This is a genomic window from Bradyrhizobium icense (assembly GCF_001693385.1).
Classification (GTDB): Bacteria; Pseudomonadota; Alphaproteobacteria; order Rhizobiales; family Xanthobacteraceae; genus Bradyrhizobium; species Bradyrhizobium icense.
Genome location: NZ_CP016428.1, coordinates 8,012,763 through 8,030,165 on the forward strand (window position 1 = coordinate 8,012,763; position 17,403 = coordinate 8,030,165).

Here is a 17,403-nt window from a genome sequence, read left to right on the forward strand (position 1 = left end):
CTACGCTCCCAGGAACAGCTCTGCGACTTCGCGATTGTTGACAAGCGCTGCACCGGGTCCCTCGAACCGATTGCGGCCGAGTGCAAGCACGTATCCGCGATCGGAAACCGCGAGCGCTTTGCGTGCGTTCTGCTCGACGATCAGCACGGAGACCCCTTGGGCGTTGATCTCCCTGATCTTCGAGAAAATGAGTTCGGTGAACTGCGGCGACAGCCCGGCCGTCGGCTCGTCGAGAAGCAACAGGCGCGGCTCGAGCATGAGCGCGCGGCCGATCGCCACCATCTGCCGCTGACCGCCCGAGAGCTGCGCGGCTGACTGGCGGCGCCGTTCCTTCAGCGGCGGGAACATCTCGTAGATGCGGTGCAGTCGCTCGGAAACGCCACTGTCGAGCAGGAACGCGCCCATCTCGAGATTCTCCTCGACGCTGAGCGTCGGAAAGACGTTTCGTTCCTGCGGCACGAAGGCGAGCCCGCGCCGCACGATTTCATTCGCGCGCAAGGCGGCGATTTCCTCGCTGGCGAAACGGATCGATCCCGAGCGGATGTTCACGAGGCCGAACACGGCCTTCATCAAGGTCGACTTTCCGGCGCCGTTCGGCCCGACGACAGCGACGATCTCGCCGTCTCCGACGTCCAGATCGACGCCGTTCAGGACATCGGCGCCGCCGTATCCTCCATGGAGCGACCGGACTTCGAGCATGCTCATGGCGCGTCCGCCCGCGATACGGTCCGGCTCAGATAGGCCTCCAGCACGGCAGGATCGGTCCGGATCTCGTCCATACTGCCTTGCGCCAGCACCCGCCCCTCCGCGAGAACGATGATCGGATCGCACAGGCGGGCAACCAGATCCATGTCGTGCTCGATGATGCAGAACGTATAACCGAGCTCGCGATTGAGCCGGGCGATGTTGTTGCAAAGCTTGGCGAGCAACACCGGGTTGACGCCTGCACCGGGTTCGTCAAGCAGAGCCACGCGCGGATCGACCATCATGGTCCGACCGAGCTCCAGGAGCTTCTTCTGCCCGCCGGACAGATTGCCGGCATACTCGTTGCGCAGGTGCGGGAGCTCCAGGATCGCGAGAACCTCCTCCGCCTTGCGGCAGTTTTCGCTCTCTTCGCGCACCACCCGACCGGGCCGGAGCCAGGTCGCGAGCAGGCTCTCGCCGGCCTGCGCCGGCGGGACGAGCATGAGGTTGTCGATCACGGTCATGCGGTCGAACACCCGGGGAATCTGGAACGTACGCACCAGGCCCTTGTGAAACAGCCGGTTCGGCGACAGCCCGGTAACGGGCTCGCCTTCCAGCAGTATCTCTCCTGCCTCCGGCACGGAGAAACCGGCGATGATGTTGAAGAGCGTGGTTTTGCCGGCGCCGTTCGGCCCTATGAGGCCGGTAATCGAACCCCTGACGACGTCCAGGGAGCAATCGTCGACCGCGACCAGGCCGCCGAAACTCTTGGTCACGCGCCGAACCGCAATCATCGAGGACTCACCAGTCACGGCCAGCTCCTCGCTGCGGCATGGCACCGATCCGCTCTTATCCGTGCGAAGCCATGCCTCGCAACGATTGGTCGTTCCGCGCAAGGCTACGCCGGGGAGACCTTGATACCAAAGCGCTTTTCGTCGCGGGCGATCGGAATACCTTTACCGGCAATTCATCGATCTGCGTCCCGCCGGCCGGCCCGAGGACATGAGCGTGCTGGCCAAGCCTGCCGCCGGCCGCGAGGTCTATGCCGAGGACCTGCGACGTGCCCTGCATCGCCGCGCCTGCCAAGGACGACGCGGCGAAGCTGCGCCGCGATGGCCGCGGTCGGACCGAGGGCTCCGACCCGCTTGCCGTGGTACAGAGGTTCGCTCGCGAATGGCCGCAAGCATTGGCAACTGCAGCGTGGCCTACGCGTGTGAGAGAAGCTTTGTGAAGGAGCTGGCGGAGAGAGTGGGATTCGAACCCACGGTACGGTTTCCCGCACACACGCTTTCCAAGCGTGCGCCTTAAGCCACTCGGCCATCTCTCCGGAGGCCCTCTCTTGAAGGGGCAGCACTGATTTTGCAAGGGACGCCGGGCGCGGTGGCTAAAATTTCCCCAATTACTTGAATTTATTCAGCAATTTGGCACGTTCAGCGTCGGATCATCGGTGCTTTCCGGACGCTTGAACCGGAATCCGGCCACGATCGACGACCATGGTGGCAACGCAATCGGTGGAGGACGGCATGATCATCGCGCGGGCGCTTCTGTTCGCTGGCCTGATATCGGCATTTGCGGGCGCCGCGGCGGGTCCGGCGATGGCGCAGGCCTGTACGCGTCAGGGCGTGGATGTAAGCTGCGACGACGGCCGGCGCGGCATTTTCGCGGGCGACGCGATCGTGTGGGCCGACGGCTCGCGGTCGAGGCTGGCCTCGCCGCATCCGAGCGTCATCATCGGCAACAAATCGTCCGTCGTCATCGGCCCCGGCGTGTTCGCCGGTACAGGCAAGGGCGGCGGCATGGTGCCGATGGAGAATCCGAGCGCGCCGAACAAGGCGCGCTGCCCGGTGCTGGATGGCGTGTCGTATTGTTATTGACGTGCGGTCGCTTTAGGGCTGCCTAGCACCCCTACATCGAACCCTCATGGCGAGGAGTAGCGCGGTTGATCTGGGCCCTAATGATATCGCGCGCTGTTGTTGGCGGAGCGAAGCGGCCATAGCGCAGGCTCCGTCATGACAGGCTCCAGTTCGCAGCGATCGAGCTGGCTTTCGCGCAGCGCGTCGGTGAAGTCGGCGAACCATTGCTGGATGGTGTGACCGCGCAGCTTCGCCATCATCGCCTCCCAGCGCATCCGCCGTTCGGTGAGCGGCATCGACAGCGCAATCGCGATGGTGCGCGCCATGCCGTCGATGTCGTGCGGATTGACCAACAACGCAGTGTCGAGTTCGTTGGCGGCGCCGGCGAATTTCGACAGCACGAGCACGCCGGGGTCGACCGGATTTTGCGCGGCCACGTATTCCTTGGCGACGAGATTCATGCCGTCCTGCAGCGGCGTCACCACGCCGACCTGCGCGGTGCGATAAAGGCCGGCGAGCACGGCCTGGCCGTAGCCCTTGTTGAGATAACGGATCGGCGTCCAGTCCACTTCACCGTGAACGCCGTTGACGTCGCTGACCAGCCTTGCGACCTCGCTCTGCAGATTGCCGTAGGCTTCGATCGCGCCGCGCGACGGCGTTGCGATCTGCAGCAGCGACACCGTGCGCGCCAGCGACGGGTGCAAGGTCCACATCCGGTCGAACGCCTTGATGCGGTTGATCAGGCCCTTGGAATAATCCAGCCGGTCGACGCCGATCGCGAGCTTCTCGCCGTTCAGGCTGCGCCGCAGCCGCGAGACATCCGGATGGGTCGACGCCTTCGTCGCCAACTGCGCGAATTGCTGGGGATCGATACCGATCGGAAATACCGCGGCGCGCGTGCGGCCATAGCGCGAAATGATGACGCCGTCATGCACGACGAGGCCAAGATCGGACTGCGCGTAGGACAGGAAGTTCTCGCAGTCTTCCTCGGTCTGGAAGCCGATCAGGTCGTAGGCCAGCATCGCCTCGATCAGATCGCGATGATGCGGCACGCCTGATATCACCGAACGGGCCGGCCACGGTGTGTGGAGAAAGAAGCCGATCGGCTCGGCGACGCCGAGATCGCGCAGTTCGGCGCCGAGCGACAGGAAATGGTAGTCCTGGATCCAGAACGCCGAATCTGCCTTTCGGAATCGCAGCAGTGCGCGCGCCATGAAGGCGTTCACTTCGCGATAGCTGAGATAGTCCTCCTGCGATGCGCGGATCAGATCGGCGCGCGAATGCAGCGCCGGCCACAACGCGGAATTTGCAAAACCTTCGTAGTAGCCGCCGTAATGCGCGGCCGGCAAGTCCAGCATCGCCAGCGCGCCGGCGCCGAGCGCTTCGATCTCGGCAAATGGTTCCTTCTGGTTCCCGTCGCGGACCCTTCCGCTGGAGCCAACCCAAATAGCGCCCGACTTCTCGACGATCGGCAACAACGCAGCCGCGAGTCCCCCCGTCATGGGTTCGTTGGGTTTTCCGCGCGAAACGCGGTTAGAAACGACGACGAGGTTCACAGGTCCCCTCCCGTTGATACGCCCGCATTAACAGCCATTCATCAATATGGTTCCTGATCACCCTTTCAACGAATTGAAACCAAATTCGGGCTGCGGCGCGCAGGAACTCACCGGAACTCACGAAAAATAAAATTTGGTCGCGAACCGCGGCATCAAGCGCGAGAATCTATGTTCGAATCTCGTCGACATGAGAAACATTATGGCAGCGATGCGTCCCTTTCGTCATCAAGCAGGTGTGTAAGGAATTCCCTGACGTCGCTTGGCGCATCGAAGTGCCCGGCCACGCCCGTGGCGCGACGGCCGACCGAGAAAGCAAGGCCATCGAGATCAGGCATGATTGCAAAGACGCTCTCGTCGGTGACGTCGTCGCCGATGAAGAACGGACGGCGCCCCTTGAACGGCTCGCGCGTCATCAATTCGCGCACGCCGCTCGCCTTGGTGAAGCCGGAGTGCTTGATTTCGCAGACGCATTTGCCGGGCAGCACCTCGATCGGCGCATTGGGAAGATCGGCCCTGATCAGCGACACCGCGGCATAGATCGCCTTCTCGGCATGCGGCGCGAGGCGATAGTGCAGCGCCAGCGAATAGCCCTTGTCCTCCAGCAATATTCCCGGACTCAGCTTTGCGATCGCCGCCAGCCGGCGCTTCAACTCCTTGTCCATCGGCGGGGCGTGGGCGGCCACCGCCTCGCTGTCAGGTTCGATCCGCATTTCGGCGCCATGGCCGCCGACCGCCGGGAATTGATCGGGCGCGAATATCAGGTCGATATCGTTGAGCGAACGCCCGCTGACCAGCGCCAGCGCGCCATTGGTCCGGACCAGCAGACGGTTCAAGGTCTTCGCCAGCCCCGGCGGCACCCAGACTTCGCGCGGCGTCGGCATCAGATCGAGCAGCGTACCGTCGATATCGAGCAGAATGGCTGATTCGCTCAAATGCGGCACCAGCGAGCGTGGCACCGGTACGGTTTCCGGCGCGGCATCGTCTTCGCGAGCAATATCGTCTTCCAATGACATTTCGGCCAGATCCTGATTCATGTCGTCCATTTCATCCTACTCCACACATGCGAGCGGCCGTGCGACAGATTCGAGCGATTTTCGCTCGGCCGCAATGGCATACCGCCACGCGACGGCGGCGGCCACGATCATCAATGCCGACCCGAACAGGTAGCCGGCGAAAACGCTGTTGCGCGATCCGGTATCGACCAGCGCACCGAACAGCGCCGGTCCAGCCACGCCGCCGATGCCCGTTCCGATCGCGTAGAACAGCGCAATTGCGAGCGCGCGCACCTCCAGCGGAAACGTCTCGCTGACGGTCAGATACGCCGCACTCGCCGCCGGCGAGGCAAAGAAGAAGATCACCATCCAGGCGATGGTCTGGGTCTGCGCACTCAAGGCGCCAATCGAGAACAAATAGCCCGACAGCGCGAGCAACAGGCCGGAGATACTGTAAGTCGCCGCGATCATAGTGCGACGGCCCAGCGTGTCGAAAAGCCGGCCGAGCAGCAGCGGCCCGAGGAAATTGCCTGCCGCAAAGGGCAGAATGTACCAGCCGACATCGTGTGACGGGATGCCGAAGAAGTCGGTCAGCACCAGCGCGAACGTGAAGAAGATGGCGTTGTAGAAGAACGCCTGCGAGGCCATCAGCACAAGTCCAACCAGTGAACGCTGCCGGTAGGTCGTGAACAACGTTCTCGCCACTTCGCCCAGCGGCGTGTGGCTGCGCATCCTCAGCCTGATCTTCGGGAACACCTCATCGGCCGGATGATCCGGGTGTCTCGTCGACGACCTTTCAATGCCGTCGACGATCGCGTGCGCCTCTTCGGGACGGCCATGGATCATCAGCCAACGCGGGCTTTCCGGAATCCACATCCGCATCACGAAAATGACCAGGCCGAGAGCGGCGCCGATGAAGTAGGCCATCCGCCAGCCGAGATCAGGCGCGAGCACGTTGGGATCGAGCAGCACGATGGCGGCGACCGCGCCGATCGCAGCCCCAATCCAGAAGCTGCCGTTGATCACGAGATCGGTCCAGCCGCGGTAGCGCGCCGGCACCAGTTCCTGGATCGTCGAATTGATCGCGGTATATTCGCCGCCGATGCCCGCCCCGGTCAGGAAGCGAAACAGCGCGTAACTCGCGACGTTCCACGACAGCGCCGTCGCCGCGGTTGCAGAGAGATAGACCGCCAGCGTGATGAAGAACAGTTTCTTGCGCCCTATCCGGTCCGTCAGCCAGCCGAAGCCGAGGGCGCCCAGCACAGCGCCGGCGAGATAGGCGCTGTTGGCGAGACCAACGTCGAAATTCGAAAACTGCAGCGTCGGGCTTTCCTTCAGCGCGCCCGACAAGGCGCCCGCCAGCGTGACCTCCAGCCCGTCCAGAATCCAGGTGATGCCGAGCGCAGCCACGACGCGGGTATGAAAGCCGCCCCAGCGCAGACAATCGAGCCGCGTTGGTATGCTGGTCTCGATGACGCGGTCGTTATTCTGGCTCAGCGGTGCAATGGGCGTACTTTCAGCCACTGCCACACCTTGCCGTATCGCTTTCGCATCCATCGGATTTAGCCAATGAAAAAACACCCCGGAACGCCCCAGCCCCAGGGTTTTCACGCTCAATTGCGGCAAACATACTGCCCGCCACCGAGATAACGCCCCTCAAGGGGTGAGGTTCCGGGGACTTTCGCATCACGAAATTGCATAGCTGCTGCCGGGTGCTGTGCATTCCAGGGCATTGATGAGCAGCGGCCCATCCCCGTCATTGCTGCGAAGCGCAGCGAAGCAATCCATCTTTCCGCGCATGGGGTGACAATGGATTGCTTCGGATTGCTTCGCTGCGCTCGCAATTGGAGAGATAGCGGCGCACACTCGACTGTCATCCCCGCGAAGGGCGGGGATCCAGTACGCCGCGGCTTATCGATTCTATCACTGGTGTCTCTAGATACTGGATCGCCCGGTCAAGCCGGGCGACGACAAGTGAGTATGCATTTGCGATCTCGCGACATGAATTGCCCGAGCTCAATGCCAACGACAAGACGTCGATCAAGTCCATGATCACGGCAATCGAAGGGAACCGAACAACCGGGCGACCGTTTTCGGCAAAACAGCAAATGGAGCCGATCATGGTCGAACGACGGAAGACCACACCACGAAAAACCGCAGCCCGGAAAACCAGCCGCAGGACGACCGCGAAGAAATCATCGCCGAAGCGGTGGTCGCAACGCGTGACACGGGAGAGCGATGCGCTCGATCTGAAACGCGGCGTCTTCAAGCAGACCAGCGCGAAGAAGATCGCAGCGTCGCTGAAGCGCTCCGCCGAGCATAGCTCGCGCCGCAAGTCAGGCGCATATCGATCGGCGCTGTCGATGCTGACCTTCTATATCAACCGCGCCGGCAAGACCTTGCCGCAAACACAGCGCGCGCGGCTGGAGCGCGCGAAGGTGGAGCTGAAGCACCAGTTCGGAAGGGAATGATTCTTCGTCGTCCCTGCGAACGCAAGGGACCCATACGCCGCGTCCATCGCAAAGGGCGTGCGGCCAGTTACGCGCCAAACAAAGTTCAGCAGTGGTTATGGCCCCTGCTTCCGCAGGGGCGACGGCGAGAGGGATTGCCGACTACGCCGCCCGGATATTCGCCATGAAGCGATCGAGCTCCTCGCGAAGCCGCGTGCTTTCGCTGGATAGCGTGCGCGCCGAATTCAGCACTTCCTCCGAGGCCGATCCGGTCTCGGTCGCGCCGCGGTTGACGTGCATGACGTTGGCGGCGGCCTCCTGCGTGCCTTGCGCGACGTTCTGGACGCTGCGCGCGATTTCCTGCGTTGCCGAGCTCTGCTGCTCGACGGCGCTCGCGATCGTCGCAGCGATGTCGGAGATCCGGCCGATGGTGCCGCCGATCTCCTTAATCGCGGCGACCGATTCCTGCGTCGCGCCCTGCATGCCCGAAATGTGATTGGAGATCTCGTCGGTCGCCTTCGCGGTCTGGCTGGCGAGCGATTTGACTTCGGATGCAACCACGGCAAAGCCGCGGCCGGCATCGCCGGCACGCGCCGCCTCGATGGTGGCGTTCAGCGCCAGGAGGTTGGTCTGCTCGGCGATTGCCGTGATCAGCTTAACCACGTCGCCGATCTCCTGCGCGGCCCGCGACAGCTTGCCGATCCGCCCGTCGGTCTGCTCAGCCTGACGCACGGCGGCTTCCGCAATCTGGCTGGATTCCTTGACGCGCCGCCCGATCTCGTCGACGGAGGCCGACAATTCCTCGGTCGCGGATGCCACCGACTGCATATTGGTCGAGGCTTCTTCCGAGGCGCCGGCGACCTGGCTGGAGAGACTCTGGGTGGTTTCCGCCGTCCGCGTCAGCTTGCCTGCTGCGGATTCGAGCTGCACGGCCGAGGACGACACGTTGGAGACGATGGCGCCGACGGCTGCTTCGAATTCGTCGGCGAAGCGAATGAGTTCGGCGCGGCGCGCGGCGCTCGCCGCCTTGCTCTGCGCCTCCTGGGTGGCGGCGTCGCGCTCGGCGCGGGCGATGGCCTGCACCTTGAACTCCTCGACCGCGCTCGCCATCTCGCCGAGTTCGTCCTTGCGGCCGAGGCCGGGCAGCACGATTTCGAAATTACCGGCAGCGAGTTCGCGCATGGCATTGCACATCGCGGTCATCGGCCGCGAAATACCTTTGCCGAGGAAGAAGGCCCAGACACAGCCGAGCAGAAAGCCACCGGCGGCAAGGATCAGGATCAGCCGTTCGGTCTCGCCGATCGTTGCATCCGATTCGGCCTCTAACCGCTTCTGATCGGCGAGCAAGTCGGACTTCATCGCCGCCGAGCCCTTGTTGATGGCGGCGGCCGATTCCGTCATTTCCAGCGTCAGCTCGTCGATCTCCTTGGAATTGTCGACCAGCTTGGCGAGCGCCTTCTGGTATTCTTCCAGCAGACCTGAGATATCCTGGACTCCCTGGCGAATCTTGTCGTTGTTCACCGGGATCGCCTTCAACGAGTTGCCGAGAAATTTCAACCGCGCGAGTGCGCTGGATGCGACCGTTTTGTCCGAGTTGATGACGAACGTGTTGGCTAGCCCGACCACGGCCTGAAACTCATCGGCCACTTTTTTTGCGCTGAAGGTGACCGCCTGAAGCTCGGATTCGTCGGCGTCGCTGGGGAGATCGTCGAGCTTGTAATAGAGCGACTGGCCGCTGCGCATCAGTTGGTTCTGCGCGATCCGCGCGCTCTCGTCCTTGACCTTGAGGATGTCGGCGAAGATCTTGGTGAAGGCGCGGAACTCCCGCTCCAGTTTCGCAACCTGTTCGAGCCGCGTCGGATTGGTGGTCCCCTTCATCGAGGCGATGATTGCGTCCTTCAGGCCGGCTTCGGCGGCCAGCGCCGCCTTGCCATCCTCTTCCTTTCCGGTCGCCACGAAATAGCGGGCGAGCGAGCGGTAGGAGATCAGCTCGCGGTCGATGTCGCGCGACAGGTCCGCCTCCAGAACGCTGCGCCGGTAGGACTCCACGCCGGCGGAAACCCGCTCGAATCCGAGATAGGCAAACCCCATGCTGGCGGCCGAAATCGCCAGCACGACGGCAAAGCCGAGCATGATCTTGGCGCGGAACCGCAGAGTCGGGAGCCTGAAAGACGAGCCGCTACGCTTCAGAAATCGCACGTCACACCCCGTTTTCGTTCTGAAAAACAGGCATCGGAGGCCCAGCCCCCGATCCGGTGCGCAAAGTTAAGGCAGAATGGATAAGGGCGGGTAAATCCCGGGCAAAACTTGCAAGGGTGCGGGTGACCGTCTCTTACCCTCCCCTGGAGGGGGAGGGTCGGCGCTCACGAAGTGAGCGGCGGGGTGGGGTGACGGTCTCTCCACATCCAACAGTGCCCGGGTGGAGAGATCACCCCACCTCGTTTCGCATTTCGCTTCGCTCATGCGAGCCGACCCTCCCCCTCCAGGGGAGGGTGACAAGATTCGCATCGCGAGTCTCTGCGCTTGCGCCAATGTCATCACAATGACAGGGCCGACCAAAATCCTAGTTGCAAGTTCCCTCGCCGCTGTTTCTAATTGGAATAATTATAAAACATCGGGAGGTACCACGCGTGTCTACAGTCAAGCTGACGGTAAACGGCAAGGCCGTCTCGGCCGAGGTCGAAGACCGGACCCTTCTCGTCCATCTCCTTCGCGACCATTTGAACCTGACCGGCACGCATGTCGGTTGTGACACCAGCCAGTGCGGCGCCTGCGTCGTCCATATCGATGGCCGGGCGGTAAAATCCTGCACCGTGCTGGCCGGCCAGGCCGCCGGCTCGAACGTCACCACCATCGAGGGCATCGCCAAGGGGGACGAGCTGCACCCGATGCAGGCGGCATTCCGCGACAATCACGGGCTGCAGTGCGGTTACTGCACTCCGGGCATGATCATGTCGGCGATCGACATTGTGCACCGCCATAGCGGCGGCCAACTCGACGAGGCGACCGTCCGGCACGAGCTGGAAGGCAACATCTGCCGCTGCACCGGCTACCACAACATCGTCAAGGCGGTGCTCGATGCGGCCGGGCGCATGAAGGTGGCGCAGGCGGCAGAATAGAGCCGCGCACGGCCAATTCAGAATTCAAGACCGCGTTTCGGAAGAAACAGCGGAAACAACAATTCCGGTCGGGAGGACACACAATGGGCGTTGAAGGCATTGGCGCAAGCGTCGTGCGCAAGGAAGACCGCCGTTTCATCACAGGCAAGGGCCGCTACGTCGACGATATCAAGCTGGTGGGCATGACCCACGCACACTTCATCCGCAGCCCGCATGCGCATGCGAAGATCAAGAGCATCGATACCTCGGAGGCGATGAAGATGCCGGGCGTGGTCGGCGTGCTGACCGGCCAGCAGATTGTCGACGACAAGATCGGCAATCTGATCTGCGGCTGGGCGATTACCTCCAAGGACGGCACGGGCATGAAGATGGGGGCATGGCCGGCCATGGCGCCGGAGACCGTGCGCTTCGTCGGCCAGGCGGTTGCGGTGGTGATCGCCGAGACCAAGAACCAGGCCCGCGACGCGGCTGAAGCCGTGGTCGTCAATTATGAGGAATTGCCCGCCGTTCCGGACATCCGCGCCGCGATCGCGCCGGGCGCGCCGCAATTGCACCCGGAGGCGCCGGGCAACGTGATCTACGACTGGACCATCGGCGACGAGGGGGCAACCGATGCAGCCTTCAAATCGGCGGCCAATGTGGTCTCGCTCGACATCACCAACAACCGCCTGGTGCCGAACGCGATGGAGCCGCGCGCGGCGATCGCCGAGTATAACGAGCCGGAAGAGCACTTTACGCTCTACACGACATCGCAAAATCCGCACGTCGCCCGCCTCGTGCTGTCGGCGTTCTACAACATTGCGCAGGAGCACAAGCTGCGGGTGGTGGCGCCGGACGTCGGCGGCGGTTTCGGCTCGAAAATCTTCATCTACCCCGAGGAGATGGTGGCGCTGTGGGCCTCCAAGAAGGTCGGCCGTCCGGTGAAATGGACCGGCGACCGCACCGAAGCCTTCCTGACCGATGCCCATGGCCGCGATCATCTGACCAAGGCGGAGATGGCGCTCGACAAGGACAACAAGATCACCGGCCTGCGGGTCAAAACCTACGCCAATCTCGGCGGCTACATGTCGCTGTTCTCCTCCTCGGTGCCGACCTATCTTTATGCGACGTTGCTGTCGGGCCAGTACAACATTCCCAACATCTTCGCCGAAGTGATCAGCGTCTATACCAACACCGTGCCGGTCGACGCCTATCGCGGCGCAGGACGCCCCGAAGCAAGCTTTGTGGTGGAACGGTTGATGGAAACGGCGGCGCGGCAGTTGAAGGTCGATCCGGCCGAGTTGCGGAAGAAGAATTTCATCACGCAATTCCCGCACCAGACGCCCGTCATCATGGCCTATGACATCGGCGACTTCCACGCCTCGCTCGATGCCGCGATGAAGGCGATCGATTATGCCGGCTTCCCGGCGCGCAAGGCGAAAGCCAGTTCCGAGGGCAAGCTGCGCGGCATCGGCGTTTCCTGCTACATCGAGGCCTGCGGCATCGCCCCGTCAAAGGCGGTCGGCAGCCTCGGTGCCGGCGTCGGTCTGTGGGAATCCGCCGAAGTGCGCGTCAACCCGGTCGGCACCATCGAGATCCTCACGGGATCGCACAGCCACGGCCAGGGCCACGAGACAACGTTCTGCCAGCTCATCGCCGAACGCCTCGGTGTTCCCATCAGCCAGGTCCAGATCGTTCATGGCGATACTGATAAAGTGCAGTTCGGCATGGGCACGTATGGCTCGCGCTCGGCGGCAGTCGGCCTCACCGCAATCCTGAAGGCGATGGAGAAGGTCGAAGCCAAGGCCAAGAAGATCGCGGCCCATCAGCTCGAGGCATCCGAAAACGACATCGTCATCGAGAACGGCGAGTTCAAGGTCGCCGGCACCGACAAGTCGTTGGCGCTGCCGATGGTCGCGCTCGCCGCCTACACCGCACACAATCTGCCTGACGGCATGGAGCCCGGCCTGAAGGAGGGCGCGTTCTACGACCCGACCAACTTCACCTTCCCGGCCGGCGCCTATATCTGCGAAATGGAAGTCGATGCCGGCACCGGAAGAAGCACCTTCGTCAACTTCGTGGCGGCGGATGATTTCGGCCGGCTGATCAACCCGATGATCGTCGAGGGCCAGGTCCATGGCGGACTTGCCCAGGGCATCGGCCAAGCGCTGCTGGAGGGCGTGGTATACGACGCTTCCGGCCAGCTCGTGACCGCGTCGTTCATGGACTACACCATGCCGCGCGCGGACGACCTGCCCTCCTTCAAGCTGTCGCACACGACGACGCTATGTCCGGGCAATCCGCTCGGCGTCAAGGGCTGCGGCGAAGCCGGCGCGATCGGCGCATCGGCCGCCGTCATCAACGCCATCACCGATGCGATCGGCAACAACAAACTGGAAATGCCGGCGACGCCCGATCGCGTCTGGCATGCGATCCACGGCTAACGAGGGAGGACTTAATCATGTACCAGACCACTTATCATCGCCCCTCCTCGGTCGACGAAGCTGCGGCCGCGTTCGCCAAAGGTTCGGACTCGAAATATCTGGCGGGCGGCCACACGCTGATTCCCGTGATGAAGCAGCGGCTTGCCTCGCCGTCCGACGTGATAGATCTCGGCAAGATCAAGGAACTGATCGGCATCGAGCCGACCGGTGACGGAATAATGGTCAAGGCGGCGACGACCCATTACGACGTGGCCTCGAGCGAAACGGTGCAAAAAGCGCTTCCCGCGCTGGCCTATCTTGCCTCGCTGATCGGCGATCCGGCCGTGCGGCATCGCGGCACCATCGGCGGTTCGCTCGCCAATAACGATCCCGCGGCCGACTATCCGGCGGCAGTGCTGGCGCTCGGCGCCACCGTGAAAACCAACAAGCGTTCAATATCGGCGGATGATTTCTTCAAGGGCCTGTTCTCCACGGCGCTCGATGACGGCGAAATCATCACCGCCGTGTCGTTCCCGGTTCAGGCCAAAGCGGGCTACGCCAAGTTCAACCATCCAGCGTCGCGCTTCGCCCTGACCGGGGTGTTCGTCGCCAAGACGCCGGCGGGTGACGTCCGCGTCGCAGCCACCGGCGCTTCGCAAAACGGCGTAATGCGGGTGCCGGCGATCGAGACGGCGCTGAAGGCCAACTGGTCGGCCGCCGCGCTCGATAACGTCAAGATTTCCGCCGACGGCCTGATGAACGACATTCACGGCACCTCGGACTATCGCGCCAACCTGATCAAGGTGATGGCGCAGCGCGCGGTGACCGCCGCGGGCTGACCAGCACCTGAAGACAACTTCGCTCACAAGCGGCGCGCAGCGATGCGCGCCGCTCTGTTTTTGACCAGATTTTCAGCAAAAGAAGCTTGCCACGCTCTCGCTTCGGCGGGACAATTTAGCTAATCAACTAATTAAGACGTCCCCTTCGACGTTTCTTTGGGAGAGAAAACAAGTGCTCGACAAACCAGCCACCCAATCGGCCACCCGCACCTCCGGCCCGCTCACAGGCTTCCGCATCGTCGAATTCGCCGGCATCGGCCCGGGCCCCTTCGCCTGCATGATGCTGGCCGACATGGGCGCGGAAGTCGTCACCCTCGACCGCGTCGGCGCGAAGAAGGATTTGAAGTCGGTGGCCGGGCGCGGCCGGAAAGTCGTCGAGCTCGATCTCAAGGACAAGGCCGCGGTCGCGCAGGTGCTTGATCTCCTCGCGAATGCCGACGCGCTGATCGAAGGCTTTCGCCCCGGCGTGATGGAGCGGCTGGGCCTCGGGCCCGATGTGGTGATGGCGCGCAACCCGCGCCTGGTGTTCGGCCGCATGACCGGCTGGGGCCAGGAAGGCCCGCTGGCGCACGCCGCCGGCCACGACATCAACTACATCTCGGTGACCGGCGCGCTTGCCGCGATCGGCACCAAAGAGAAGCCGGTGCCACCGCTCAACCTGGTCGGTGATTTCGGCGGCGGTGCTCTCTATCTCGTGGTCGGCGTGCTCGCGGCACTATTGGAAGCATCAAGATCCGGCAAGGGGCAGGTCGTCGATGCCGCCATGTGCGACGGCGCGGCCTCGCTGATGTCGATGTTCTTCGACATGACCGCGATCGGCCGCTGGGTGGAAGGGCGCGAGCAGAATTTCCTCGATGGCGGCGCGCATTTCTACGGCATCTATGAATGCGCCTGCGGCAACTTCATTTCGATCGGCTCGATCGAACCGCAGTTCTATGCGCTGCTGCGCCAGCATGCCGGCTTGAGCGACGCCGATTTCGACGCGCAGATGGATCGCAAGGCATGGCCGGCGCTGAAGGAGAAGCTGACCAAGGTCTTCAAGAGCAAGACGCGCGAGGACTGGTGCAAGATCATGGAAGGCACCGACATCTGCTTCGCGCCGATCCTGACCATGGGCGAAGCGCCAAAGCATCCGCACATGGCCGCGCGAAAGATTTTCGTCGAACGCCACGGCGTGACCCAGCCGGCACCGGCGCCGCGGTTCTCGCGCACGCCGTCGGCGATCCGGGATGCGGAGAAGGCGGATATTGCCGAGCTGACGAGCGCGTGGAAGCGGTAGAAATCGTGCCCCGGACGCAGTGCAGCGCGAAGCGGTGCACTGCAGAGCCGGGGCCCATGGCGGCTGGTCCCGGCTCTGCACAGCAGCGTGAAGAACGCTGCAGCGCGTCCGGGACATGAGAGCGTCAGGCCGCGGTATCCACCTTCAACACACCTCTGCGAATCTGATCTTCCTCGATCGATTCGAACAGCGCCTTGAAATTGCCCTCGCCAAAGCCGTCATCGCCCTTGCGCTGGATGAATTCGAAGAAGATCGGCCCGATCGCGTTCGCGGAAAAGATCTGCAGCAGCACCTTGGTGTGGCCGCCGTCGACGACGCCCTCACCGTCAATGAGAATGCCGTCGCGTCGCAGCCGCGCGACATCCTCGCCATGCTGCGGCAGGCGGGCGTCGATCTTCTCGAAATAGGTGTCCGGAGGCGAGGGCATGAACGGCAGGCCGGACGCACACAGCATCTCGACGGTGCGGTAGATGTCCCGCGCGCCGCAGGCGATGTGCTGGATGCCCTCGCCGCGATAGATGTTGAGATATTCCTCGATCTGGCCGGAATCGCCGGCATCCTCGTTGATCGGGATCCGGATCTTGCCGTCCGGGCTGGTCAACGCACGCGAGAACAGGCCGGACGCGCGGCCTTCGATGTCGAAGAAACGGATCTGGCGGAAGTTGAACAGTTTTTCGTAGAAGCCGGTCCAGACATCCATGCGGCCGCGATGGACGTTATGGGTGAGGTGATCGATGTAATAGAGCCCGGCGCCGGCGGGATGCGGATCGCGCGCACCCAGCCATTCGAACTCGATGTCATAGGTCGAACCCTGGGCGCCGTAACGGTCGACGAAATAAAGCAGACTGCCGCCGATGCCCTTGATGGCGGGAACGTCGAGCGTCTTCTGCGCCGATGAGACGTCGGCAGCCTCCGCGCCGAGCGACAGCGCACGCTCGTAGGCCTGCTTCGCGTCGACCACGCGAAACGCCATCGACGGCGCGCAGGGGCCGTGCATGGCAACGAAGCCGTGGCCGTGGGTGCCGGGCTCTTCGTTGACAACGTAATTGATGTCGCCTTGGCGATAGACCGTGATCTTCTTGGTCTTGTGACGGGCGACCGCCGTATAGCCCATCAGACGGAACAGCGCGTGCAGCTCTTCCGGCTTCGGATGGGCGTATTCGACGAATTCGAAACCGTCGGTGCCCATCGGGTTGTCGGCGCTGATGGTGGCGGCAGGCGCGTCGTGCGGAAACGGACCCATGGCGAAATCTCCGGAAAATTGATCTGGATCAATATCGGTCGGGTCGGGCGCAAAGTGCATGCAAATAGGGGCGCATTGAGCTACTGTGGCGCACAGTTTGTGCATGAAAGCGACAATCTTCGCATGATATCCGTAGACGCCTTCGACCTCAAAATGCTAGCCGCGCTGCAGGACGACGGCCGGCTGACCAACCAGCAGCTCGCCGACATGGTTGGCCTGTCGGCCTCGCAATGCTCGCGGCGGCGGATGCGGCTCGAGGAGGAAAAGGTGATCGCCGGTTACCACGCCGACCTCGCCGGCGAGGCGCTCGGCTTCAACCTGATCGCCTTCGTCCACATCACGCTGGCGACGCATTCGCCCGACAACGCCAAGAAGTTCCGCGCGCTGGTCAACCGCGTCGACGACATCCAGGAAGCCTATTCGCTCACAGGCGATGCCGACTACGTGCTGAAGGTCGTGCTGCGGGACCTGAAGGACCTCTCCGACCTCGTCAACAACGTGCTGATGCCGCACCAGAGCGTCGCGCATGTGCGCTCGTCGATCGTGCTGGACCGGCTGAAGGAGAGCGCGCGACTGCCATTGAAAACCTAGATGGCGCAATTCGAGGGAAATTCGTCATTCGCGTTTTCCGGCCGATTTGCGATGATCCGTCGGAATCACAGCATGAGACGACCATGGCGCTGCAACTCCGCCCGAACTGCGAATATTGCGACAAGGACCTGCCGCCGAACGCGATGGACGCGCGAATCTGTTCCTATGAATGCACGTTCTGCGCGGATTGCGTGGAAACCAAGCTGCATAACGTCTGCCCGAACTGCGGCGGCGGCTTTGCGCCGCGACCGATCCGCCCTGCGACGGAACGTCGGCCTGGCGTATGCGTGATGAAGCATCCGCCATCGGACAAGCGGGTGCATTTGAAGTACAGCCTCGAGGATATTGCCGCGCACTCCACGCGGCTGCGGGACATACCGCCGCAAGAGCGCTGA

15 protein-coding genes and 1 tRNA gene are annotated in these 17,403 nt (G+C 63.0%); 8 read left to right on the top strand and 8 right to left on the bottom strand.

Translation table 11 applies throughout. The annotated features are described in order from the left end of the window. The 3 genes from LMTR13_RS37090 to LMTR13_RS37100 all read right to left on the bottom strand — a co-directional run bounded on the left by LMTR13_RS37090 (nt 1) and on the right by LMTR13_RS37100 (nt 2,011). On the bottom strand, nt 1-705 hold the full coding sequence (locus LMTR13_RS37090; RefSeq protein WP_065732055.1) for an ABC transporter ATP-binding protein: 705 nt from the start codon (nt 703-705) through the stop codon (nt 1-3). Then, nucleotides 702-1,478, bottom strand: a complete 777-nt coding sequence (locus LMTR13_RS37095) for an ABC transporter ATP-binding protein (RefSeq protein ID WP_065733291.1) — start codon at nt 1,476-1,478, stop codon at nt 702-704. Before LMTR13_RS37095 ends, LMTR13_RS37090 begins: the two co-directional genes overlap by 4 nt. A 443-nt stretch (nt 1,479-1,921) precedes the next feature. After that, nucleotides 1,922-2,011, bottom strand: a tRNA-Ser gene (locus tag LMTR13_RS37100). 196 nt (nt 2,012-2,207) lie between these two features. Between LMTR13_RS37100 and LMTR13_RS37105 the strand changes: the two genes are divergently transcribed. Further along, a complete protein-coding gene (locus tag LMTR13_RS37105; RefSeq protein WP_065733292.1) occupies nt 2,208-2,558 on the top strand; it encodes a hypothetical protein in 351 nt (116 codons plus the stop codon). 77 nt (nt 2,559-2,635) lie between these two features. Here the strand turns inward: LMTR13_RS37105 and LMTR13_RS37110 are convergent, their stop codons facing one another. From LMTR13_RS37110 to LMTR13_RS37120, 3 genes are all read right to left on the bottom strand, one after another. Then, nucleotides 2,636-4,093 carry a trehalose-6-phosphate synthase gene (locus tag LMTR13_RS37110; RefSeq protein ID WP_065732056.1) on the bottom strand — a complete coding sequence of 486 codons (1,458 nt, stop codon included), beginning with the start codon at nt 4,091-4,093 and terminating at the stop codon, nt 2,636-2,638. A gap of 197 nt (nt 4,094-4,290) precedes the next feature. Beyond that, complete coding sequence (otsB, locus tag LMTR13_RS37115; RefSeq protein WP_065733293.1) at nt 4,291-5,127, bottom strand: trehalose-phosphatase; 837 nt, start codon at nt 5,125-5,127, stop codon at nt 4,291-4,293. Nucleotides 5,128-5,142: 15 nt separating this feature from the next. Continuing rightward, nucleotides 5,143-6,642: an MFS transporter gene (locus LMTR13_RS37120; RefSeq protein WP_083219383.1), complete on the bottom strand. Its 1,500-nt coding sequence runs from the start codon at nt 6,640-6,642 to the stop codon at nt 5,143-5,145. A gap of 563 nt (nt 6,643-7,205) precedes the next feature. Here LMTR13_RS37120 and LMTR13_RS37125 point away from each other — a divergent pair. Further along, complete coding sequence (locus tag LMTR13_RS37125; RefSeq protein WP_065733295.1) at nt 7,206-7,556, top strand: DUF3175 domain-containing protein; 351 nt, start codon at nt 7,206-7,208, stop codon at nt 7,554-7,556. 141 nt (nt 7,557-7,697) lie between these two features. Here LMTR13_RS37125 and LMTR13_RS37130 read toward each other — a convergent pair whose 3' ends face one another. After that, nucleotides 7,698-9,668, bottom strand: coding sequence for a methyl-accepting chemotaxis protein (locus tag LMTR13_RS37130; RefSeq protein WP_083219538.1), 1,971 nt, complete (start codon nt 9,666-9,668; stop codon nt 7,698-7,700). A 497-nt stretch (nt 9,669-10,165) separates the two neighbouring features. Between LMTR13_RS37130 and LMTR13_RS37135 the strand changes: the two genes are divergently transcribed. The 4 genes from LMTR13_RS37135 (at nt 10,166) to LMTR13_RS37150 (ending at nt 15,174) form a co-directional block, all read left to right on the top strand. Beyond that, the gene (locus LMTR13_RS37135) at nt 10,166-10,654 is read left to right on the top strand and encodes a (2Fe-2S)-binding protein (RefSeq protein ID WP_065732057.1); all 489 of its coding nucleotides are present in this window, start codon (nt 10,166-10,168) and stop codon (nt 10,652-10,654) included. Between the two features lie 83 nt (nt 10,655-10,737). After that, entirely contained in the window at nt 10,738-13,077 is a 2,340-nt protein-coding gene (locus tag LMTR13_RS37140; RefSeq protein WP_065732058.1) for a xanthine dehydrogenase family protein molybdopterin-binding subunit, read from the top strand. A gap of 17 nt (nt 13,078-13,094) precedes the next feature. After that, nucleotides 13,095-13,895, top strand: a complete 801-nt coding sequence (locus LMTR13_RS37145) for an FAD binding domain-containing protein (protein ID WP_065732059.1) — start codon at nt 13,095-13,097, stop codon at nt 13,893-13,895. A gap of 172 nt (nt 13,896-14,067) precedes the next feature. After that, complete coding sequence (locus LMTR13_RS37150) at nt 14,068-15,174, top strand: CaiB/BaiF CoA transferase family protein (RefSeq protein WP_065732060.1); 1,107 nt, start codon at nt 14,068-14,070, stop codon at nt 15,172-15,174. 124 nt (nt 15,175-15,298) lie between these two features. Here LMTR13_RS37150 and hppD read toward each other — a convergent pair whose 3' ends face one another. Further along, complete coding sequence (gene hppD, locus LMTR13_RS37155; protein ID WP_065733297.1) at nt 15,299-16,417, bottom strand: 4-hydroxyphenylpyruvate dioxygenase; 1,119 nt, start codon at nt 16,415-16,417, stop codon at nt 15,299-15,301. Between the two features lie 123 nt (nt 16,418-16,540). Here hppD and LMTR13_RS37160 point away from each other — a divergent pair, with 123 nt between their 5' ends. Together LMTR13_RS37160 and LMTR13_RS37165 are read left to right on the top strand one after the other, a co-directional pair. Next, entirely contained in the window at nt 16,541-17,008 is a 468-nt protein-coding gene (locus LMTR13_RS37160; protein ID WP_065733298.1) for an Lrp/AsnC family transcriptional regulator, read from the top strand. A gap of 83 nt (nt 17,009-17,091) precedes the next feature. Then, nucleotides 17,092-17,403: a DUF1272 domain-containing protein gene (locus tag LMTR13_RS37165; RefSeq protein ID WP_065732061.1), complete on the top strand. Its 312-nt coding sequence runs from the start codon at nt 17,092-17,094 to the stop codon at nt 17,401-17,403.

Coding starts and splice junctions, on each gene's coding strand:
- LMTR13_RS37090 (WP_065732055.1), bottom strand. CDS start 705: ATGAGCATGCTCGAAGTCCGGTCGCTCCATGGAGGATACGGCGGCGCC.
- LMTR13_RS37095 (WP_065733291.1), bottom strand. CDS start 1,478: ATGATTGCGGTTCGGCGCGTGACCAAGAGTTTCGGCGGCCTGGTCGCG.
- LMTR13_RS37105 (WP_065733292.1), top strand. CDS start 2,208: ATGATCATCGCGCGGGCGCTTCTGTTCGCTGGCCTGATATCGGCATTT.
- otsB (WP_065733293.1), bottom strand. CDS start 5,127: ATGAATCAGGATCTGGCCGAAATGTCATTGGAAGACGATATTGCTCGC.
- LMTR13_RS37120 (WP_083219383.1), bottom strand. CDS start 6,642: ATGGATGCGAAAGCGATACGGCAAGGTGTGGCAGTGGCTGAAAGTACG.
- LMTR13_RS37125 (WP_065733295.1), top strand. CDS start 7,206: ATGGTCGAACGACGGAAGACCACACCACGAAAAACCGCAGCCCGGAAA.
- LMTR13_RS37130 (WP_083219538.1), bottom strand. CDS start 9,668: ATGCTCGGCTTTGCCGTCGTGCTGGCGATTTCGGCCGCCAGCATGGGG.
- LMTR13_RS37140 (WP_065732058.1), top strand. CDS start 10,738: ATGGGCGTTGAAGGCATTGGCGCAAGCGTCGTGCGCAAGGAAGACCGC.
- LMTR13_RS37145 (WP_065732059.1), top strand. CDS start 13,095: ATGTACCAGACCACTTATCATCGCCCCTCCTCGGTCGACGAAGCTGCG.
- hppD (WP_065733297.1), bottom strand. CDS start 16,417: ATGGGTCCGTTTCCGCACGACGCGCCTGCCGCCACCATCAGCGCCGAC.
- LMTR13_RS37160 (WP_065733298.1), top strand. CDS start 16,541: ATGATATCCGTAGACGCCTTCGACCTCAAAATGCTAGCCGCGCTGCAG.
- LMTR13_RS37165 (WP_065732061.1), top strand. CDS start 17,092: ATGGCGCTGCAACTCCGCCCGAACTGCGAATATTGCGACAAGGACCTG.